13 protein-coding genes are annotated in these 19,490 nt (G+C 64.7%); 6 read left to right on the top strand and 7 right to left on the bottom strand.

Going from position 1 to position 19,490, the window contains the following annotated elements:
- Window positions 1-337 precede the first annotated feature (337 nt).
- The 4 genes from glgB to glgA are packed head-to-tail and all read right to left on the bottom strand — an operon-like array spanning window position 338 to window position 11,394.
- Window positions 338-2,644 carry a 1,4-alpha-glucan branching protein GlgB gene (gene glgB / locus M1D44_RS24010; RefSeq protein ID WP_316852599.1) on the bottom strand — a complete coding sequence of 769 codons (2,307 nt, stop codon included), beginning with the start codon at window positions 2,642-2,644 and terminating at the stop codon, window positions 338-340.
- On the bottom strand, window positions 2,641-6,135 hold the full coding sequence (treS, locus tag M1D44_RS24005) for a maltose alpha-D-glucosyltransferase (protein ID WP_316852598.1): 3,495 nt from the start codon (window positions 6,133-6,135) through the stop codon (window positions 2,641-2,643). The genes glgB and treS overlap by 4 nt, the downstream gene beginning before the upstream one ends.
- Window positions 6,132-9,731: a maltotransferase domain-containing protein gene (locus tag M1D44_RS24000; protein ID WP_316852597.1), complete on the bottom strand. Its 3,600-nt coding sequence runs from the start codon at window positions 9,729-9,731 to the stop codon at window positions 6,132-6,134. The genes treS and M1D44_RS24000 overlap by 4 nt, the downstream gene beginning before the upstream one ends.
- Before the next feature lie 31 nt (window positions 9,732-9,762).
- Window positions 9,763-11,394 carry a glycogen synthase GlgA gene (glgA, locus tag M1D44_RS23995; protein ID WP_316683362.1) on the bottom strand — a complete coding sequence of 544 codons (1,632 nt, stop codon included), beginning with the start codon at window positions 11,392-11,394 and terminating at the stop codon, window positions 9,763-9,765.
- 402 nt (window positions 11,395-11,796) lie between these two features.
- Between glgA and ahpC the strand changes: the two genes are divergently transcribed.
- The gene (gene ahpC / locus M1D44_RS23990) at window positions 11,797-12,360 is read left to right on the top strand and encodes an alkyl hydroperoxide reductase subunit C (RefSeq protein ID WP_024978277.1); all 564 of its coding nucleotides are present in this window, start codon (window positions 11,797-11,799) and stop codon (window positions 12,358-12,360) included.
- 136 nt (window positions 12,361-12,496) lie between these two features.
- Window positions 12,497-14,071, top strand: a complete 1,575-nt coding sequence (gene ahpF / locus M1D44_RS23985; RefSeq protein WP_316852596.1) for an alkyl hydroperoxide reductase subunit F — start codon at window positions 12,497-12,499, stop codon at window positions 14,069-14,071.
- Between the two features lie 83 nt (window positions 14,072-14,154).
- On the opposite strand, the gene M1D44_RS23980 is transcribed toward ahpF, so the two are convergent.
- The gene (locus M1D44_RS23980; protein ID WP_024978279.1) at window positions 14,155-15,042 is read right to left on the bottom strand and encodes a LysR family transcriptional regulator; all 888 of its coding nucleotides are present in this window, start codon (window positions 15,040-15,042) and stop codon (window positions 14,155-14,157) included.
- A gap of 94 nt (window positions 15,043-15,136) precedes the next feature.
- On the opposite strand from M1D44_RS23980, the gene M1D44_RS23975 reads away from it, so the two are divergent.
- Window positions 15,137-15,610 (top strand): nucleoside deaminase, encoded by a 474-nt coding sequence (locus tag M1D44_RS23975; protein ID WP_316683359.1) that lies wholly within the window; start codon window positions 15,137-15,139, stop codon window positions 15,608-15,610.
- A 77-nt stretch (window positions 15,611-15,687) separates the two neighbouring features.
- On the opposite strand, the gene M1D44_RS23970 is transcribed toward M1D44_RS23975, so the two are convergent.
- On the bottom strand, window positions 15,688-16,539 hold the full coding sequence (locus tag M1D44_RS23970) for a LysR substrate-binding domain-containing protein (RefSeq protein ID WP_316683358.1): 852 nt from the start codon (window positions 16,537-16,539) through the stop codon (window positions 15,688-15,690).
- 123 nt (window positions 16,540-16,662) lie between these two features.
- Between M1D44_RS23970 and M1D44_RS23965 the strand changes: the two genes are divergently transcribed.
- The 3 genes from M1D44_RS23965 to M1D44_RS23955 all read left to right on the top strand — a co-directional run bounded on the left by M1D44_RS23965 (window position 16,663) and on the right by M1D44_RS23955 (window position 19,079).
- The gene (locus tag M1D44_RS23965) at window positions 16,663-17,526 is read left to right on the top strand and encodes an alpha/beta fold hydrolase (RefSeq protein ID WP_316683357.1); all 864 of its coding nucleotides are present in this window, start codon (window positions 16,663-16,665) and stop codon (window positions 17,524-17,526) included.
- Window positions 17,527-18,275: 749 nt separating this feature from the next.
- Window positions 18,276-18,731 (top strand): ferric iron uptake transcriptional regulator, encoded by a 456-nt coding sequence (gene fur / locus M1D44_RS23960; protein WP_316852595.1) that lies wholly within the window; start codon window positions 18,276-18,278, stop codon window positions 18,729-18,731.
- Between the two features lie 96 nt (window positions 18,732-18,827).
- The gene (locus tag M1D44_RS23955) at window positions 18,828-19,079 is read left to right on the top strand and encodes a hypothetical protein (RefSeq protein ID WP_316852594.1); all 252 of its coding nucleotides are present in this window, start codon (window positions 18,828-18,830) and stop codon (window positions 19,077-19,079) included.
- Between the two features lie 10 nt (window positions 19,080-19,089).
- Here M1D44_RS23955 and M1D44_RS23950 read toward each other — a convergent pair whose 3' ends face one another.
- Entirely contained in the window at window positions 19,090-19,395 is a 306-nt protein-coding gene (locus M1D44_RS23950; RefSeq protein WP_024978285.1) for a hypothetical protein, read from the bottom strand.
- Between the last annotated feature and the right edge of the window lie 95 nt (window positions 19,396-19,490).

Below are 19,490 nucleotides of genomic sequence, written 5' to 3'. Positions count from 1 at the left end.
GGGCAGAAAAAGCAAACCATCGAGTGCAGGCGCAATACGTTCTCTCTCCATCAGTTCGCCGAGCAGCGCCCCGGCTTTGTCGCTTACCTTAGTGCTCCGCCGCGTTGGCCGTTTTTGCCCTAGATGGCGCCTTGAATTTTCGTAAGCGGGCGGAAAAAAGACGGGGAACTGTCTGAGCGAAGCGAGTTTTCCCCGTCTCCGTCCGGTTATGAAAATTCAAGGAATGGGTCGCCATCTTGGGCGCGCCTTTCTTTGCTTACTTTTCTTTGGCAAGACAAAGAAAAGTGAGTCAGCCCCGGCAGGGGATGAAACAAGGGGCGCACCACCAGCAAAAAACTCAAACCTTCAAAACCACAACCCCCAACGGCGGCAGCCTCAACACCAACGACTGCCCCTGCCCATGTGCAGCCACGTGGTCCACATCCACCGCCCCACCGTTCCCGAGATCGCTGCCTCCATACACGGCGGCGTCTGTGTTCAGCACCTCTTGCCAATGCGTGGCGCCATCGGCGGGCGGCACACCAATGCGATATCCCTCTCGTGGCACCGGCGTCATGTTTGCCACCACCAGCATCGGCCGCCCGTCGCCATCCAGCCGCAGGAACGCAAACACGCTGTTGGTGCGGTCGTCGCCAATCACCCAGTTGAACCCCTCGGGTGCGGTGTCGCGCGCATGCAATGACGGTTCATTCCGGTACAGCGCGTTCAGGTCATGTACGAGCCGCTGCACGCCACGGTGCCGTGGGTCATCGAGCAGGTGCCATTCGGGCGATGCATCGTGGTTCCATTCGCCTACTTGTCCAAACTCGCAGCCCATGAACAGCAGCTTCTTGCCCGGATGCGTCCACATGAACGCCAGATAGGCGCGCAGGTTCGCCAGCCGCTGCCATTCATCGCCGGGCATCTTGCCCAGCAGCGAGCCCTTGCCGTGCACGACCTCGTCGTGCGAGATCGGGAGGATGAAGTGCTCGGAGAATGCGTACACCAACCCGAACGTCATGCCGTCGTGATGGTGCTGCCGGTACACCGGGTCGCGCTGCATGTAGTGCAGCGTGTCGTGCATCCAGCCCATGTTCCACTTGTAGTCGAAGCCCAGGCCGTTGAATTCCACTGGGGCGGTCACGCCGGGCCACGCAGTCGATTCTTCGGCGATGGTGATGGCGCCGGGGCATCGCTCGTGCACCACGGTGTTCATCTGCTGCAGGAACGCCACGGCTTCAAGGTTTTCGCGGCCGCCATAGTGGTTGGGCACCCATTCGCCGGCGCGGCGCGAGTAGTCGCGATAGAGCATCGACGCCACGGCATCCACGCGCAGGCCGTCGATGTGAAAGCGCTCCAGCCATTCCAGCGCGCTGGCGATGAGGAAGCCGCGCACTTCGTTGCGGCCAAAGTTGTAGATGAGCGTGTTCCAGTCCTGATGGAAGCCTTCGCGCGGGTCCTGGTGTTCGTACAGCGCGGTGCCGTCAAACTGCGCCAGCCCGTGCGCGTCGGTTGGGAAGTGCGCGGGCACCCAGTCGACGATGACGCCCAGGCCTGCCTGATGACAGCGATCAACAAAACGCGCAAACGCCTCGGGCGAGCCAAAGCGCGCGGACGGCGCGAACAGCCCGAGTGGTTGATATCCCCAACTGCCGCCGAACGGATGTTCCGCTACGGGTAGCAGTTCGATGTGCGTGAAGCCGAGTGCCGTAACGTAGGGAATCAAGCGGTCAGCCAGCTCATCCCAATGCAGGTTGCGGCCGCCGTCTTCCAGATCGCGCAACCACGAGCCGGCATGCACTTCATAGATGCTGATGGGCGCGTCGGGCTTCTGGCGTTCGGCGCGCGTTTGCATCCAGTCGTCATCGCTCCAGCGCAGCGGCGCCGGGTCGGCCACCACCGATGCGGTGGCGGGCGGCGGTTCAGTCTGGCGGGCGGCGGGGTCGGCCTTGACCATCAGGTGTCCGTCGGCGCCGATCAACTCGAACTTATAGCGCGTGCCGGGGCCGACGCCCAAGCCACTGGGCAGGAACAGTTCCCACACACCGGCCTGGTGGCGCAGGCGCATGGGGTGTCGGCGGCCGTCCCATTGGTTGAAGTCGCCCACAACCGACACGCGCTGCGCATTCGGTGCCCACACCGCAAAGCGCACGCCGCTGATGCCGTCGATGCGCATGGCCTGCGCGCCCAGGCAGGTTGCCAGCGCCCAATGCGTGCCTTCGTTGAGCAGGTGCAGGTCCAGATCCCCCAGCAGCAGGCCGAAGGCGTACGGGTCTTCGGTTTCCTGCACGGCTTCATGACCGGTGCCCGCGGGCCAGATGATGCGCAGGCGATAAAGGTCCGGGTGGCCGTACACGTCTTGCGCATCGGCGCGCAGTGGGCCGTGGAACAGTCCAGTGCGGCCCACCGGCGTCATCTCGGCAATGATCTGGCCGCGCGCGTCGATGGCCTGCACACGGCGCGCACCGGGATAGAACGCGCGCACCACCCAGCGTGCGCCGTCGTCAGTGTCCACGCGATGCGGCCCCAGCACGGCAAACGGATCGCCCAGGCGGCCATGCGTGAGCGCATCGAGGCGCATCTGGTCCACACCGGCTGGTAGCACGATCGGCGCCTCGGGGGCGGCGGTGGTTTTGGTTGGAGAGGCAAAGTCGAGTGCGGTCACGGTGGGCCTCCCGTCGAGTCTTCTGCAGCAGGTGATGGTGGCTCTGCCTGCAGCAGGCGGCGTGCCACGCGCGTGAAGCCTTCCAGTGGAATCGGTAGCCAGGTCGGGCGGTTGGACGCTTCGTAGTTGACCTCGTACGCGGCCTTTTCCAGCAGGAAAAGATCGAGCAGGTGAAAGTCGACCACGGGCTGATCCAGCGCGTTCAGATCGGGCCCGCGAATCGCAGCGGCATACGCCTCCAGGAAGCGTTCGGTGGACGCCGCGCGGAACCGCTCCAGCAGGACGTTGCGGCGCTCCTGCGCGGGGCCGGCCACGTGTTCGGGGCCTTGGCGCATGGCGCCCACCACGTAGTCGAGCGAGCGCATCAGTCCGGCCACGTCGCGCAGTGGGCTCGTCTTGCGTCGGCGCTCTTCCACGGAGCGCGAGGGCTCGCCTTCAAAATCGATCAAGTAGGCATCGCCCTGCGCCACCAGCACCTGGCCGAGGTGGAAATCGCCATGGATGCGCGAGAGCGTGGCGCCCAGGCCGTCTTCGGCATGCATGCGCGCGGCGTCGAGCAACGCCTGGTGTTGCGACAGCAGCCATTGCACGTCGGGTTGCCGTGGGCTGTCGGGGTTTTGCCGTTGCCATGCCGTCAGGTAGTCGTGCGCCCGATTGAGCTGTTCGCTCACGCGGGTGGTCCAGTAGGCGGCATCGTCGGTATCAGCAATGCGCACGCCGAAGTTCGGGTCTTCGGTGGGCGCGGCCAGCGCGGCATGCAGTTCGCCCAGCCGTGTGCCAATCACGCCGATAAAGTTGACGTAGCCGGCCAATGCCTCGTCGGTATCCATGCGCGCTTCCGAGACGGCCACGGGGGACGATTCACCATCGCCCGAGGTCACGCCTTCCATCTGCACAGCCAGTTCGTCGATGGTGCGTCGCAGGTAGTCCAGCGCCCATGTCCAGGCATCGCCCTGGTTGGGAACGAAGCTCTGCATGACGGCCAGCGTGGCACGTTCGCCGTCGGCAGCGTGGTGAGAGATCTCACCAATCAGCGCCGCCGTGTTGGCATAGCCGACGCGCGTGAGGTGGCGCGTCATCTCCACCTCGGGGTGGATGCCCGCTGCGATACGACGGATGAGTTTGACGATGACCGACTCGCCAATCACCAGCGAGCTGTTCGACTGCTCGGCAGCCAGCCATTGGACGGGTGTGTCGGGCGCCAGCGGTAGCGGTGCAGGCCGTGTGCTGCCGGCTTCAGGCGGCACGGCAGGTTCCGCCAGCTCCGCGATGTTCGGTTCGGGCTCGAACCGCACGGTGCCGTCATTGGCTTCCAGCGTGGCGCCGCGCACGAGGTTGGTGAGCAGCGCGCGGGCGAAGGTCTCGGTGGTGAAGGCGTCGGTCAGGTAGCCGACATGGCGGCCGCGCCGCACGCGCGCCAGGGCGAGCTGAATCGGCAGTGCCGGTAGCGTGGCCGATTCCCACGCGATGGAAAGCGGCAGCAGGTAGCGTTCGACGCGCTCGCTGCCGTCGGGGCTGCCCAGCGTGACGGCCACTTCGTTGAAGAACACCTCTGGCCGCGTCGCCCCGGCCAGCGGGCGGTTGGTGGATGCGGCATCCACCGGCACGGTCGCGCCCCAGGCAAACTTCGAGCTACGCAGCACGCTGTCCTTGGCGGCAAACCAGCGGCGCTTGGGCAGATAGGTCGGCAGGATTTCGCGTTCGATCAACTGGCGATGCGCCTCGCGCTGGCGTGTGTCGGCCAGGGCATCCAGCCCCGCGCGCAGCACCAGCGTCGTGAACTCCGGCAACTGCTCGGCGGCAGGTTGCGACCAGCTCGGGCCCGGCTCGTTCTCGCGCAGCTCCAGCCAATAGAACGCGTAGGGCGGCAGCGTGAGCAGATACGACAGCTGGCCGATCGGCGGAAACGCCGTCCCGCCAATCAGCTCCACCGGCACGCGCTGCGCAAAGGCGGACAGGTCCAGCTCCACGGCTTGCGAGGCGCGGGAGAGATTGGCCACGCACAGGATGGGCGCTTCGCCTTCCAGCGCGCGTATATACGCCAGCACCTTGCGGTTGGACGGCTGCAGAAACTGGATGGAACCACGCCCGAACACGCGATGCCGCTTGCGTGTGGCAAGCAGCCGGCGCGTCCAGTTCAGCAGCGAATGCGCGTCGCGGCTCTGCGCTTCCACGTTCACCGATTCATAGCCGTACAGCGAGCCCATGATGGCGGGCAGCACGAGCTGTTCAGGGTCGGCACGCGAGAACCCGCCGTTGCGGTCGGGTGACCACTGCATTGGCGTGCGCACGCCGTCGCGGTCGCCCAGGTGGATGTTGTCGCCCATGCCGATTTCGTCGCCGTAATACATGACGGGCGTGCCTGGCATCGAAAACAGCAGGCTGTTCATCAACTCGACGCGGCGGCGATCGCGTTCCAGCAGCGGTGCCAAGCGGCGGCGGATACCGAGGTTCAGGCGCGCGCGGCGGTCACTGGCGTAGACCTCCCAGAGGTAATCGCGCTCGGCGTCGGTCACCATTTCGAGCGTCAGTTCGTCGTGATTACGCAGGAAGATGGCCCATTGGCAGCCGCTGGGCACCTCCGGCGTCTGACGCATGATGTCGGTGATCGGGAAGCGGTCTTCGCGCGCAATCGCCATGTACATGCGCGGCATCAGCGGGAAGTGGAACGCCATGTGGCATTCGTCGCCGGCGCCAAAGTACTCCTGGGTGTCTTCTGGCCATTGGTTGGCCTCGGCCAGCAGCAGGCGGTTCTTGAATTCCCCATCCATGGCCGCGCGAATCTTGCGCAGCACTTCGTGTGTCTCGGGCAGGTTCTCGTTCGAGGTGCCTTCGCGCTCGACGAGGTAAGGCACGGCGTCAAGGCGCAGGCCGTCCACGCCCAGGTTCAGCCAGAACTTCATCACGCCGATCACGGCTTTGAGCACGCGCGGGTTGTCGAAGTTGAGATCGGGCTGGTGCGAATAGAAGCGGTGCCAGTAATACGCCTTGGCCACCGGGTCCCACGTCCAGTTGGAAGGCTCGGTATCGATGAAGATGATGCGCGTGCCGGCGTACTTCTTGTCGTTGTCGGACCACACATAGAAGTCGCGCAGCGCAGAACCCGGCTTGGCGCGCCGCGCACGCTGAAACCACGGGTGCTGATCCGACGTGTGGTTGATGACGAGTTCCGTGATCACGCGCAGGCCCCGCGCATGCGCCTCGGCAATGAAGCGGCGCGCGTCGGCCATGCTGCCGTAATCGGGGTGCACGCCGCGGTATTCGGCGATATCGTAGCCGTCGTCACGGCGCGGCGACGGATAGAACGGCAGGAGCCAGATGACGTCCACCCCAAGCTCGGCGATGTAGTCGAGTTTGGAGATCAACCCGGGGAAATCCCCGACGCCGTCGTTGTCGGAATCGCAGAACGATTTGACATGCAGCTGATAGATGACGGCGTCCTTGTACCAGAGCGCGTCGTCTACCAGCAGCGCGGTCGGATTGCGCGTCATGACGGTTGTTCCTCCGATGGCAGGGCCGGGCGCACGCGCCAGATGGCAAACGGCTGCTCGGGTTCAAGACGGATGTGCTGCCACTTGCCGCGCCACACGGTGCGCTGTGCCCCCCCATCACTCGCCAGGTTCTCGGCCATCAGCGCGCCGTGGTCAGGCAGGCCCCATTGCCACAATGGCAGTTCGATATCGGATTCGTGCGCGTGGTGCGGGTCGAGGTTGATGGCCACGAACACCGTGTTGTCGCCAAAGCGGTCTGACGGCAGGGCGTTGGCCAATTCGGCCGGCGAGGTTCCCACCTGCGCCGGCACCACGGGCGGCGTCGATTTGCTGAAGAACAGGATGTGCTCGCCCGAGGCCGGCTGGAACGTCACGCCCAGGTGCGAGTGCAGCGCCGGATTGGCCCGGCGGATGCGGTTGAGCAGCGCAATCTCTTTGACAATGTTGCCGGGGCGGTTGTGGTCCCACGCGCGCAGTTGGTACTTCTCTGAGTCGAGGTACTCCTCCTTGCCCGGCACCGGCGCGCCTTCGCACAGCTCGAACCCGTTATAGACGCCCCACAGGCCAGACAGCGTGGCCGCCAGCGCCGCACGAATCAAAAAGCCCGGCCGGCCCGATGTCTGCAGGAACACCGGGTTGATGTCCGGCGTGTTGACGAAGAAGTGCGGGCGGAAATATTCACGCACCGGCGTGCGCGTCAGCTCGGTCAGGTAATCGATGAATTCCTGCTTGGTATGCCGCCACGTGAAGTATGTGTACGACTGCGAGAACCCCACCTTCGCCAGCCGGTACATCACCTTGGGGCGCGTGAAGGCTTCCGACAGGAACACCGTATCCGGATAGCGCGCACGCACCTCGCCGATCATCCATTCCCAGAACGGCAGCGGCTTGGTGTGCGGATTGTCGACGCGGAACAGGCGCACACCCTCGTCGGCCCAGAACATCACCACATCGCGCAGTGCGGTCCACAGGCCGGGTTTGGCGTCGTCGGCGTAGAAGTCGACGTTGACGATGTCTTCGTACTTCTTGGGCGGGTTCTCGGCGTATTTGATGCTGCCGTCGGGGCGCCATGCAAACCAGCCGGGGTGCTCGCGCAGCCAGGGGTGGTCGGGCGAGCATTGAATGGCAAAGTCGAGCGCCAGTTCCAGGCCTTTCTCACGCGCGGCGCGCACCAGTCGGCGGAAATCTTCGAGTGTGCCGAGCTGCGGGTGGATAGCATCGTGCCCGCCTTCGGCAGCGCCAATGGCGTATGGGCTGCCTGGGTCGTCGGCCTCTGCGCGCAGGCTGTTGTTGCGGCCCTTGCGGTTGGTGCGCCCGATGGGGTGGATGGGCGGGAAGTACAGCACGTCGAAGCCCATGCCGCGAATGGCGCCCAGGCGGCGGATCACATCGTCAAACGTGCCGTGCCGCTGTTCGTCATCCGATGCCGAGCGGGGGAACAGCTCGTACCAGCTCGCGAACGCCGCGCCATCGCGTTCCACGTCCAGCGGATACGCCACGCTTTCCACATAGAACGGCCGGTAGTGCGAAGCCTGTGCCATCACGTGGGCGGTTACAGGGTCCAGCAGCAGCTTGAGACGGTGCGCGTGGTCGGCCTCGGCCAACAAGTGGGCAAGCTTGTGCAACGCGTCGACCGGTGCGTCCTTGGGCGCATGTTCGGCCGCCTGTGCGACGAGCCGCGCGCCTTCTTCCAGCTCCAGCGTCACGTCCACGCCGGCGGTGTGCTTCTTCTCCAGTTCAGACCGGTAGGTGCCGAACGCATCGCGCCACGCGGCCACGGCATAGGCGTGCCGCCCCAACCGTTCGGGCCGGAATGCACCGCGCCAGCGGTCGTTGCCCAGGGGCACCATCGGTACGTGCTGCCAGGCGTCTTCATCTTGCGCGCGCCACAGCAGGTGCACGCCCAACTTGTCGTGCCCGTCCATCAGCACATCGGCCTCGATGATGATGTCGTCGCCCACCAGGCGCTTCACGGCAAAGCGGCCGTCTTCAACGGAGGGCTGCACCTGTTCGATGCCGATGCGCGGCGACGCAATGGCGGCGTTCACTGGTTCTTTCGCTTCGCCGGCCTTGGCGCGCTGGCTCTTGGCGGGTTTGCCCGCTGCGGGAGTGCGCACCGGGGCATTGCGGAACACGCGCCAGACCTGCACGTCGCCGGGCAGCAGGTCGATCTCGGCCAAGGGCCGTGCATTGGCACGCAGCGTGTCGTCGCAACTGCCAACGGGTTCGGTCAGCAGGTCCAGCGCCACACCGCGCGTAAAGCCGCCGGCCACGCCGGGCAGGAAGTGATCGGCATGCACCGATACGCCCATGTGCAGATCGGGGTTGATGACGGTCAGCGTGGCGGCATCGCCGGCCCGCAGGTCAGGGCCATCGGCGCGCAGCAGGGCGGTGGCGGGTGCGTCGGGGCCGGTCAGCATGCGCAGTTCGGCGTGCGGCGCCACGGTGTTCGTCTCGCGCGCGGCGCGGATGGTGGCGTTCACATCGCGCACGGCGTCGCTCAGGTCGAACGCGGCATGGGCATCGATCCATTGCTGGTCGGATGGGTCTCCGCGCTCAGCCAGCATCGGCAGCAGCGCGCCGCGTTCGAAGCCCAGCGGCATCAGCCAGCCGGCATCGAGCGTGTCTGCCACGTGCAGGAGGCGGCGATAGGCGCGCTCACGGACCATCGCGTCGCCAAATGCCTGGCCGTAGCGCGTGCCGAACGGCGCTTCCACCGTGGCGATGGGCGGGGCCACAGCCGCCAGGCGCGCGTGCTCTTCCACCATCCAGCCGCCGCGGAAATCCCACCAGCGCAGCGATGAGAATGTCGCGTCAAAGCCGGCACCTGCCAGCGCATCGACCGCAGCGCCGTCCATGCCGGGCGTCCACGCCAGGAATCGCACGGCGCCGGCGTCTTTGCGCACGTCGGCAATCAACGCGCGCCAGCGGTCTGCAGGAAGGCGGGCGGGCGCTTCACAGCGGAACCCGCCGATGCCCAACGCGGCCCAGGCGCGCAGTTGCTGAGCCCACCACGTGAGGATGGCATCTGCGCTGCGCGGGTCGTCGTGCCGGAAGGACGCCACTTCAAGGTGCGAGGGCGGCAGGCGTGGGTCCAGCGCGTCGCCGTCTTCGGCGTGGCTGGCGAACCAGTCGGGATGGTCGGCGCGCAGGGGCGCATCCACCGCCACGCGGTCGATCACCAGATCGAGCAGCAACGTAAGCCCGCGCGAGCGGCAGCCTTCGGCAAGCCTGGCGAGGGCTGCGTCAGCCTGCCCGCCGCCCAGCGCCGTATGCAATTGCGCATGGTCGCGGGTGACGAAGACGTTGCCGGCCGCACCCACCGCAAATGGCGGCGCCATCAACACATGATCGAAACCCAACGAGGCGATGCGATCGAGCACGCCGTCCCATCGGTCGAGCCTGCCCAGTTGCAGCGGATGCACGTAGCAGATGGCCGGGGCGTATGGGGACGCTGCCGTGGTGGGCGGTGCCGCGCTCGGCATTTCAGCCGGCCTGGTCACCGATTTGGCTGTGCTGCCGGGTGGCTTGGCCGCGTTGAGTGCGGCCGTGGTTTTACGTGGAGTGGCGGGCTTGGGCGACTTGGTCTCGGGCATGCGTGAAAGCGGGGCAGGGCGTCAGGCGCGGTCAGGCACGGATCTTCTCGGCACTGGCGGCGCGCGCCACCGCGTGCGCTCGGATCTCGTCGGACAGTGCCGTCGAGCGTCGCCGCGCCGGCGTACGCACAGGTTGGTCGGGTCGGGGCGTATGCAGCGCGTCGGGTGCGACGGGCGTCTGTGCAAGCGCCACGGCAGGCATGGGCGTGGCGGCCGGCACGAGGTTGCGGTACAGCGCGATGTATTCGCGTGAGGCCTGCGACCAGCCGAAGTCGGTCGTCATGCCGTTGTATTGCAGGATGCGCCACGCCTGCGGCTGGGCGAAGACGCGCAGCGCACGCTCCACCGCGGCCACCATGGCGTCGGCGGTGTCGCCGTCGAACAGGAAGCCCGTCGCGCCGTGCAACGCAGCTTCGGGCGAACCGTGGTCGGTGATCGTGTCCATCAGCCCCCCCACGCGCGACGCGACCGGCACCGTGCCGTAACGCATCGAATAGAGCGGCGTCAGGCCGCACGGCTCGAAGCGGCTGCCATGCAGCAGGATGTCGGCGCCGGCGTGCAGCAGGTGGGCATAGGCCTCGGTGTAGCCGATCTTCGTGGCCACTTGGCGCGGATAGCGCGCTGCCAGTTCGGCCATGCCGGTCTCGTAGGCGTGTTCACCGCAGCCGAGCACGGCCACCTGCAATTGCGGGTTGGATTCCAGCAACTGGGGCAGCGCCTGCAACGTCACGTCGGCCATCTTCTGATGCGTCAGGCGGCTGCCCACGGCCAGCAGTGGCGCCTTGGCGTCTTCCGGCAGCCCGAAGCGCTGCTGCAGTACGCGCTTGGCGGTGTGCTTGCCGCTCAGGTTGGCGGCAACAAACGGCTGCGGAAGCAGCGGGTCTTTCGACGGGTTCCACACGTCGTTGTCGATGCCGTTGAGGATGGCGACGAGGTCTTGCTGACGTGCGCGCAGCAGGTCCTGCATGCCGCAACCCGCGGTGTCGGTCAGGATTTCGCGCGCATACGCGTGGCTCACCGTGGTGATGCGATCGGCCCACAGCAGGCCGGCCTTCAGGAAGCTGAACTGGCCCCAGAATTCGGCTTCGTGCGCCGCATCGGGCGGCACGCCAATGTCCGGCACCACGTGCATCGGGAAATTGCCCTGGAACGCGAGGTTATGGATCGTGAAGACGGTCTTCACCGGCACTTGCGCACGCTTGACGAACAGCGGCACCAGCCCCGCATGCCAGTCATGCGCCTGCACGATGTCAAAGCGATGCACCCCGGGCACACCGCCGGAAACGCGTGCTGCGGCCTGGCTGAACGCCGCAAAGCGCAGCGCGTTGTCTTCGTAGGGCTCGCCGTGGTCATCGAGATAAGGGTTGCCGGGCCGCGCGAACAGCGCCGGCGCGTCAAACAGGAGCACCGGGATGCCCTGGGTGCCCATGCGGCCACTCAGCAGGCGGGCGCGGCCGCCCGGCAGGTCGGTCCATTCGCACACGGTGCGCGTGTGCTGCAACTGCGTGATGGCGTCGGGATAGCCCGGCAGCATCACCGTCACTTTCATGCCGGCGCGCCGCAATGCGTTTGCGCAGGCCCCGACCATATCTCCAAGCCCGCCGGTCTTGGCCAGCGGCACAGCTTCAGAAGCGACAAAGAGAACGTTCAGCGACAAGGTCATGCTCCCGGAGGAATTTGCCTGCCGGGCCGTGGGCCAGCTGCATGAGCAGTGGACGGCGCCGATGCGCGGCGGAGGTTTTCGATCGACCTCTTCGCGCAAGACCTATGCCAGTCAGACAGACGCTGACAAGGCTGTAGTCTTGGCCCGCCCCGCCTTGGCTGTACGTGATGTGCGCGTTGCGAGAGCACGTGCGGGGTGTGCAACCTGCGGGTGCGCTATGTAATTTCGTCTATGCACGCAGGTGCCCGCTTAGGACGGATGGCGCCTCAGGCCGTAGGCGCTCGGCTGCCCATGTGATAGAAAAAAACAATCGATAAAATCATATCAATCAACTTGTGCAATGCATCGATCGACGATACGATCCACTCCGTTGTCAACCAAGCAACCCAACCGAAAACCACTATGTCGCTGATCAATACTCAAGTCCAACCGTTCAAGGCCCAAGCGTTCCACAACGGCAAGTTCATCGAAGTCACGGATGAGTCGCTCAAGGGCAAGTGGTCCGTGCTGATCTTCATGCCGGCCGCATTCACCTTCAACTGCCCGACCGAAGTGGAAGACGCTGCGGACAACTACGCAGAATTCCAGAAGGCTGGCGCCGAGGTCTACATCGTCACGACCGACACGCACTTCTCGCACAAGGTGTGGCACGAAACGTCGCCGGCCGTGGGCAAGGCCCAGTTCCCGCTGGTGGGTGACCCGACGCACCAACTGACCAACGCCTTCGGCGTGCACATTCCGGAAGAAGGCCTGGCACTGCGCGGCACGTTCGTGATCGACCCGCAAGGCGTGATCAAGACGATGGAAGTGCACGACAACGCCATTGCCCGTGACGTGAAGGAAACCCTGCGCAAGCTCAAGGCTGCCCAGTTCGTCGCCAACAACCCGGGCAACGTGTGCCCGGCCAAGTGGAACGAGGGCGCCAAGACGATCAAGCCGTCGCTCGACCTGGTCGGCAAGATCTAAGTTGTAAAGGCTGTTGCTGCAGAAATGCAGCGGAAAAAACGGCCGGCTCTGCCGGCCGTTTGCTTAAGGGCGCAGGCATGTGCCGCGCCCACTGATTTGTCCGGACACGGATTCAACGAATACAAAGGAAGTCGTCATGCTGGATGCTGATGTCAAGGCCCAACTGAAGGCCTACCTCGAACGCCTCGTGCAGCCCATTGAGCTGGTCGCCAACGTCGATGACAGCGAGGGCTCCCGCGACATGATCGACCTGCTGCGCGACGTGGCCGAGCAGTCCAGCATGATCGTGCTGACCGAACAACGTGACGCCGCCGAGCGTGCGCCGTCGTTCCTGATCCGTCGCACCGGCGCCGATGTGAGCGTGCGTTTTGCCGCCATCCCGACCGGTCACGAGTTCACCTCTCTCGTGCTGGCGCTGCTGCAAGTGGGCGGCTATGCGCCCAAGCTCGAAGCCGACGTCATCGAACAGATTCGCAATATCGAAGGGGATTTCCGCTTCGAGACCTACATGTCGCTCACGTGCCAGAACTGCCCGGATGTGGTTCAGGCGTTGAACGTGATGTCCGTGATCAACCCGCGCATCCAGCACGTCGCCATTGACGGCGCGCTGTATCAGGGCGAAATCGAGGCGCGCCAGATCATGGCCGTGCCGACCGTGTTCCTGAACGGCGAGACCTTCGGCACGGGCCGCATGGGCGTGGAAGAAATCCTCGCCAAGATCGACACCGGCGCTGCCGCACGGGACGCTGAAAAGCTTGCCGCCAAGGAAGCGTTTGACGTGCTGATCGTCGGCGGTGGCCCGGCAGGTGCGGCGGCTGCCGTGTACGCGGCGCGCAAGGGCGTTCGCACCGGCGTGGTGGCTGAGCGTTTTGGCGGTCAGGTGCTCGACACGCTGGGCATTGAAAACTTCATCTCCGTGCAGGAGACCGAAGGGCCGAAGTTTGCCGCCGCGCTGGAGCAGCACGTGCGCCAGTACGAGGTCGACATCATGAACACGCAGCGCGCGGTCAAGCTCACGCCGGCGGACAAGCCGGGCGGCTTTGCCGAGGTGACGCTGGCCAACGGCGCGGTGCTCAAGGGCCGCTCGGTCATCCTGTCGACCGGCGCCCGCTGGCGCAACGTGAACGTGCCGGGCGAGCAGGAATACAAGAACAAGGGCGTGGCCTATTGCCCGCACTGCGATGGCCCGCTGTTCAAGGGCAAGCGCGTGGCCGTGATCGGCGGTGGCAACTCGGGTGTGGAAGCGGCCATCGACCTGGCCGGCCTCGTGAGCCACGTCACGCTGCTGGAATTCGCCAGCGAGCTGAAGGCCGATGCCGTGCTGGTGCGCAAGCTGCAAAGCCTGCCGAACGCGACCATCGTGACCAATGCGCAGACCACCGAGATCACCGGTGACGGCCAGAAGGTCAACGGCCTGCGCTACAAGAGCCGCGTGGATGGCGTCGAGCACACGGTCGCGCTCGAAGGCGTGTTCGTGCAGATCGGCCTGGTGCCCAACACCGAGTGGCTGGATGGGGCGCTTGAGCGCAACCGCTTTGGCGAGATCGTCGTCGATGCGCGTGGCCAGACCAGTGCGGAAGGTGTGTTTGCGGCAGGGGATGCGACCACGACGCCGTACAAGCAGATCATCATCGCCACCGGCGATGGCGCGAAGGCCGCACTGTCGGCGTTCGATCATCTGATCCGCGTGCCGCTGGCCGAAGCTGCTTGAGGCCTGATCCAGGCTGAACCACGCTGTACAAAGCCGGACTTCGCGATCAGCGGGTCCGGCTTTTTTCTTGGGCGCTTTGGCGCTCAGTCGGCCGCGGACTGCAGCACCTGCGCGCGCGCGGAGCACATGTCGACAAGGCGATCGCGCAACGCGCGCCCCGCGCTGTCGAGGTCGGGTCGCGCAAAAAGCGCCAGCTCCAGCCCGCCGATCTCCGGAAAACCATCGGCAGCGCCGAGCACGCGATGTCCGGCCTGCACGGTGCTGGCCGGCAGCAGGCTCACGCCCAACCCCGCGCTGACAGCCGCACACAAGCTCGCCAGGCTCGGGCTTGAATACGTGATACGCCACGGCTGGCCGATCGATTCCAGCGCGTGCAGCATCTCCTGCCGATACAGCGCGCCCACCGGAAACACCACCAGCGGCAACGCAGGTTGCGATGGCCCGAGCGGCAGCGTGTGCGGCCGCTCGGCGCTGTCGATCCAGCAAACCGGTTCAGCCCAGCGCGCATGGCAATCGCTATCGGTGCCCCATTGCTTGACGAGCAGCATGTCGAGATCGCCATTGCGGTACAGGCGCAGCAGGTGGTGGGAGAGGCCGCTTTCTACTTCCAGACGCAGGCGCGGGCGCTCGCGCGCAAAGCTGGCAATGAGCGGCATCAGCGCGCCGCTGCCGAGGTCTTCCGGCACGCCCAGGCGCAGCACGCCGCCGGTGTGTTCGGGGCTGAGCGCCTCGCTCGCTTCGTTGGCCAGGCGCAGCAGACGGCGTGCGTAGCCAAGCAGGCGGTCGCCTTCTTCCGTCGGCAACACCTGGCGTTGGCTGCGGTCAAGCAGGCGGCAGTCCAACTGCTGCTCGAGCCGCAGGATCTGCTGGCTGACAGTCGATTGCGTCAAGTGCAAATGCTCGGCCGCACGCGTGAAGTTGCCTGTATCGACCACCGTGACAAAGCTGCGCAGCAACACAAGATCAATCATTTGAAAACCCACTGAATCTCATTCCATTATTTAATTTCAACATGTTTAGGGGCGCAACCATAATCGACCCGCAATTTCGTCTGCGGAGAACCCGATGTCCGATGAGCCATACATGCGTGAGGCAGTGGAGCTTGCGCGCGATAACGTCAGCGCCGGCGGGCTGCCGTTTGGGGCTGTGTTGGTGCGCGACGGCAAGATCGTGGCCCGTGCCGTGAACGAGGTGCTCGCCACCAATGACCCCACAGCGCATGCCGAAATGCAGGCCATCCGCCAGGCAAGCCAGGCGCTGGCCACGCCCGACTTGCGCGGTGCGGTGATGTACGCCAGCGGCCATCCGTGCCCGATGTGTTTTGCGGCCATGCACCGCTGCGGCATTCGCACGGCGTACTTTGCGTATTCCAACGAAGACGGCGAGCCTTTCGGTATGTCGACCGCCGCCTTGTATGCCGAAATGCGTCGCGCGCCGGCGGACGGTGAACTGCAACTGCATCCGTCCAGGCCAACGGGCGAGCGGGGCCTTTACGAAGCTTGGCAGGCCCGTCGCGCTCGGGCTGAACTTGCGCCCTGAGATTCACCGAACTAGCCGCCGTTGTTTCAAAAGCGAGCGATTTCCCGATCAGTCACGCGAAGGTTATCGAAGCCGGCTCACGCAGTTAGCTCAGCCACAATCCGCTCGGCCAGGAAATCGCAGGGTTGACGGTTGGAAGTGACGCTACGCGCCAAGACGATCTCCAACGTACCGATCTCAGGCAGGCCGTGCGTGGATCCGAGCAACGTAAAGTCGGAGGGCACGGCACATCGCGCCAATGGGGTGATGGCAAGGCCCGCGCGGGCCATCGTCAGCAAGCCCAGCAGGCTCGGGCTTTCATACGAAGTCCGGTAGGCGATCTTCGCGCGCTCGAGACTGCGAATCGCTTTTTCCCGCGCGACGCTTCCCGGCAGAAACACCGCTATGGGCAATGGCCGCTCACGCCAGATTTCCGTCGCCCCCGGGCCCGCTGCCCACACCATCGGCTCGTGCCGCAAAAATTCGCCGGTCAGCCCTTTGACGCGTGTGGCGCAGACGAGGTCCACCGTGCCATCACGCAACATCGGCGCCAACGCCACGCTGGGCAAGCCGATCACCTGGATCTCGACCTTCGGATAGCTGGCCGAGAATTTCTTGAGAATCGGCGGGAACAGCGACGACGCGTAGTCGTCCGGCACACCGATCACCACCCGGCCCGTCACGTCCGGCCGCACGACCGCTGCCCAGGCTTCATCACGCAGCGCAATGATCCGGCGCGCATACGCCAGCAGCACCTCGCCGTCTTGTGTTGGTATCACGCTACGCGGCTTGCGCACGAACAGCGCCTTTCCGAGCGCCGATTCCAGCGTCTTGATCTGCATGCTTACGGCTGATTGCGAGCGGTGCACGAGATCTGCCGCCCGGCTGATCGTGCCTGTGTCGGCAACGGCGACGATCATGATGAGAACGTCGACGTCCAGGGCTTTCATCTCGGTACTCATGCGCGCTCGCTTGCGTGGATGTATCAGAAAAACTGAAAGATTCCATCAATATTATGCGATTTTCTTTTCAATTGCGGTGCAGCAAAGTCTCGGGAAAACGGAGTTTCAACAATGAATGCGCGAACGCCCCTGACGACGCTGGCTCTTGCCGGTGTATGGCCACAACCCGCTTTTGCTGCCACCGCCTCGGGCACCTCAGTGCCCTACGTGGAAGCCGGAAGCGGCGAGCCGATGGTCTTTGTTCACGGGTCGTTGTGCGATTACCGCTATTGGGATCCGCAGCTTGCCGCGCTGTCGAAGCAGTTCCGCTGCTTCGCGCCCAGCCTGGGCCACTATTGGCCGGAAACCCACGCATTCGGTCACGGCGATTTCAGCTGGGAAGCGCACGTTGTTGAGATGGCAGAGTTCATCGAAGCGCTCGGGCTGGGCCCGGTGCACCTGGTTGGCCATTCGCGCGGCGGTTGCGTTGCGTTCCATCTGGCGCGGCAGTACCCGCACCTGGTGAAGACGCTCACGCTGGCCGATCCGGGTGGCCCGTTGCAGGCAGCGCCGCAAGCAGCCACTGGCGCCTTGCCGCCCGCGGTCCAGGCATTGAGAGCACAAGCTGCCGACCTGATCGAACAGGGTGAATTTGACGCAGGCCTGAACCTGTTTGTGGACTCGGTCACCATGCCCGGCTTCTGGGGCAAGAGCACGCAGAGCTTCCGCAGGATGGCGCTGGACAATGCGCTCACGCTGCCCAAGCAGCTGCGTGATCCACTACCCGCCTATACGCCTGAGGCGGCCAGCGAAATCCAGTGCCGTACGTTGCTGATCGACGGGCAAAAGAGCCCGCGCATGTTCCGGAACACCGTCGACAAACTCCATGCGTGGATTCCACAGGCTGAGCGTCAAACCATCGCCGGGGCGTCGCATGGCATGAACATCGCCAACCCGGGCGCGTTCAACCGGGCGCTTAGTCAATTGGCCGCCTAGTCGTCCCGTACGTTAGCCATCTGCAGTTCGAAGGACAAACCGACAATCAATCTGGTCTCATTGTTCTTCTTGGAGGCCGCGCTGACTTGCGGAGGCGCAGGTGAATTGTTGCCGGGGAGGGCATCTCTCAACGTCCACGCAGCCCTTTGCTTGCAACCAACATGACCAGCAGCACGCCCATCTGCTGAATGGCAGTCAGGTCGATGCCGTACGCCTGCAGTCAGCAAACGCCTGATACGCCAGACCGTCAGCATTGAGGGAGTAGGCGGCTACGCCCGCGCTATCGGGCCCCTGTGATGCCACTTGCGCTGCCGGGTAGCCGCACTCGGATCGGGGTCTTCAACAGTTCGCAAAGAAAACCCTTGTAATGCGAATCATTCGCATTTATAGTGTGTCCATCGACGGCGCTGCAGCCGATGGATCTGCCCCCAGGGCACATCCCCCAAGGCACAGCACATCGAACTGAATTTCGCTGCGTGTGCTCGCTGCTTCATGGGCCGGCGCCCGGCAACCGATCTTTTGTGGGGACCGCTCTGACACACAGAGCGTTTGGCAGTAGCAAGCCGCCCGACAGTCGGGAAAGCACTCAGACCCCGCTTTCCCGACTGCGACTTTTCCGGGCTGCCAGCCATGCCGTTTTTTTTCGGAACGCATCGACCCGGCCTGCATGCTTGGTGCCCGGTCGTTTCTGGTTCTCGCCCGCTGTAGTGCCCCGCCTGCTGTACCCAAATCTCGCCCCAACGAACGCCATGCCAAACTCGACCGACCTGCACAGGGCGGGGCTCAAAGCCACGTCGCCGCGCGTCAAGATTCTGGAAATCCTCACCGCCGGTACGGAACACGGCCGCCACCTGAGCGCAGAAGATGTGTACCGTCAGTTGCTCACGTCGGAACTCGACGTCGGCATCTCCACGGTCTATCGCGTGCTCAATCAGTTGGTGGACGCCGGCGTGCTGTTGCGCCATACGTTCGAGGCCGGCCATGCGGTGTATGAGCTGAACGAGGGCGCGCATCACGATCACCTGATTTGCCTGTCGTGCGGCCGCGTGGAGGAGTTTCACGACGACGCCATTGAGTCGCGGCAGGAGCGTGTGGCCAACGAGCGCGGCTTTGTGCTGCGCGATCACGCGCTGGCGCTCTACGGCGTATGCCCCGCGTGTCAGGCTGTTGCGGGGGCGTCCGGCGCGATTGGGTTGAACGCGTGATGTGATCCGGTAACTTGCTGAAACAGTATCGGCGGAATCATGGCGAAACTCACTGCGCGCTCGGTGTTCCAACTCCCTGTTATTCAGGAGATGCCGATGCAACGCCGTCTGAAGTCCGAACATGAACTCAAGACCTTGCTGGCCCGCTGCGTCCAGCAACATCCGGAATGCGCGCAGTGCCAACTACGGGCGATGTGCATTCACCGCCCAGATCACACCGGCTGCAACTGGAGCGCCGAGTTTGATTTTCCGGTCGACGACGATGACGCCGCCATTCGCGGTCTGTCCGTCGCCAAGCGCCTACTGACGCGCGCCCGCACGCAGTACAACGTGGTGCCGGCCCGGTAACCTGCGTCGCTTATCCCTTCGCCTGGCGAGAGATCCGCTCCAGCAGCGCGCGTGCGCTTTCACCGTGCCCCTGCTGTGCCAGCAGGCGCGCATTCAGCACAAGATTTTCGAGTACCAGCTTGGCGATGCTCGCCGTGAGCGACACGATCACCTCGTCCTGGCTGAAGTGGGCATCTTCCATTTGCGTCAGCTGGCGCGACACCAGCTTGCAGACCAGGTCGCGCAACATCTGCTCGTCAAAGGGCAGGTTGGCGAAATCCACTGGGTCTTCCTTCTCGACTTCCGCAATCAACTGGACCAGCAACTCTTCGGTCATGACGCGTCCCCCGTTCAGGTTTGGACCAGTCTACGCCTGCGCTGGACAAAAACAAAACGGGCCCGCGTCATGCGAGCCCGTCGGTGTTGTGACGT

Source organism: Ralstonia sp. SA306 (assembly GCF_054792405.1).
Note: the sequence above shows the minus strand (reverse complement) of the source record. Positions and strands in the feature narration are given on the sequence as shown.

Coding starts and splice junctions, on each gene's coding strand:
- treS (WP_316852598.1), bottom strand. CDS start 6,135: ATGACGCGCAATCCGACCGCGCTGCTGGTAGACGACGCGCTCTGGTAC.
- M1D44_RS24000 (WP_316852597.1), bottom strand. CDS start 9,731: ATGCCCGAGACCAAGTCGCCCAAGCCCGCCACTCCACGTAAAACCACG.
- glgA (WP_316683362.1), bottom strand. CDS start 11,394: ATGACCTTGTCGCTGAACGTTCTCTTTGTCGCTTCTGAAGCTGTGCCG.
- ahpC (WP_024978277.1), top strand. CDS start 11,797: ATGTCGCTGATCAATACTCAAGTCCAACCGTTCAAGGCCCAAGCGTTC.
- ahpF (WP_316852596.1), top strand. CDS start 12,497: ATGCTGGATGCTGATGTCAAGGCCCAACTGAAGGCCTACCTCGAACGC.
- M1D44_RS23980 (WP_024978279.1), bottom strand. CDS start 15,042: ATGATTGATCTTGTGTTGCTGCGCAGCTTTGTCACGGTGGTCGATACA.
- M1D44_RS23975 (WP_316683359.1), top strand. CDS start 15,137: ATGTCCGATGAGCCATACATGCGTGAGGCAGTGGAGCTTGCGCGCGAT.
- M1D44_RS23970 (WP_316683358.1), bottom strand. CDS start 16,539: ATGAAAGCCCTGGACGTCGACGTTCTCATCATGATCGTCGCCGTTGCC.
- M1D44_RS23965 (WP_316683357.1), top strand. CDS start 16,663: ATGAATGCGCGAACGCCCCTGACGACGCTGGCTCTTGCCGGTGTATGG.
- fur (WP_316852595.1), top strand. CDS start 18,276: ATGCCAAACTCGACCGACCTGCACAGGGCGGGGCTCAAAGCCACGTCG.
- M1D44_RS23955 (WP_316852594.1), top strand. CDS start 18,828: ATGCAACGCCGTCTGAAGTCCGAACATGAACTCAAGACCTTGCTGGCC.
- M1D44_RS23950 (WP_024978285.1), bottom strand. CDS start 19,395: ATGACCGAAGAGTTGCTGGTCCAGTTGATTGCGGAAGTCGAGAAGGAA.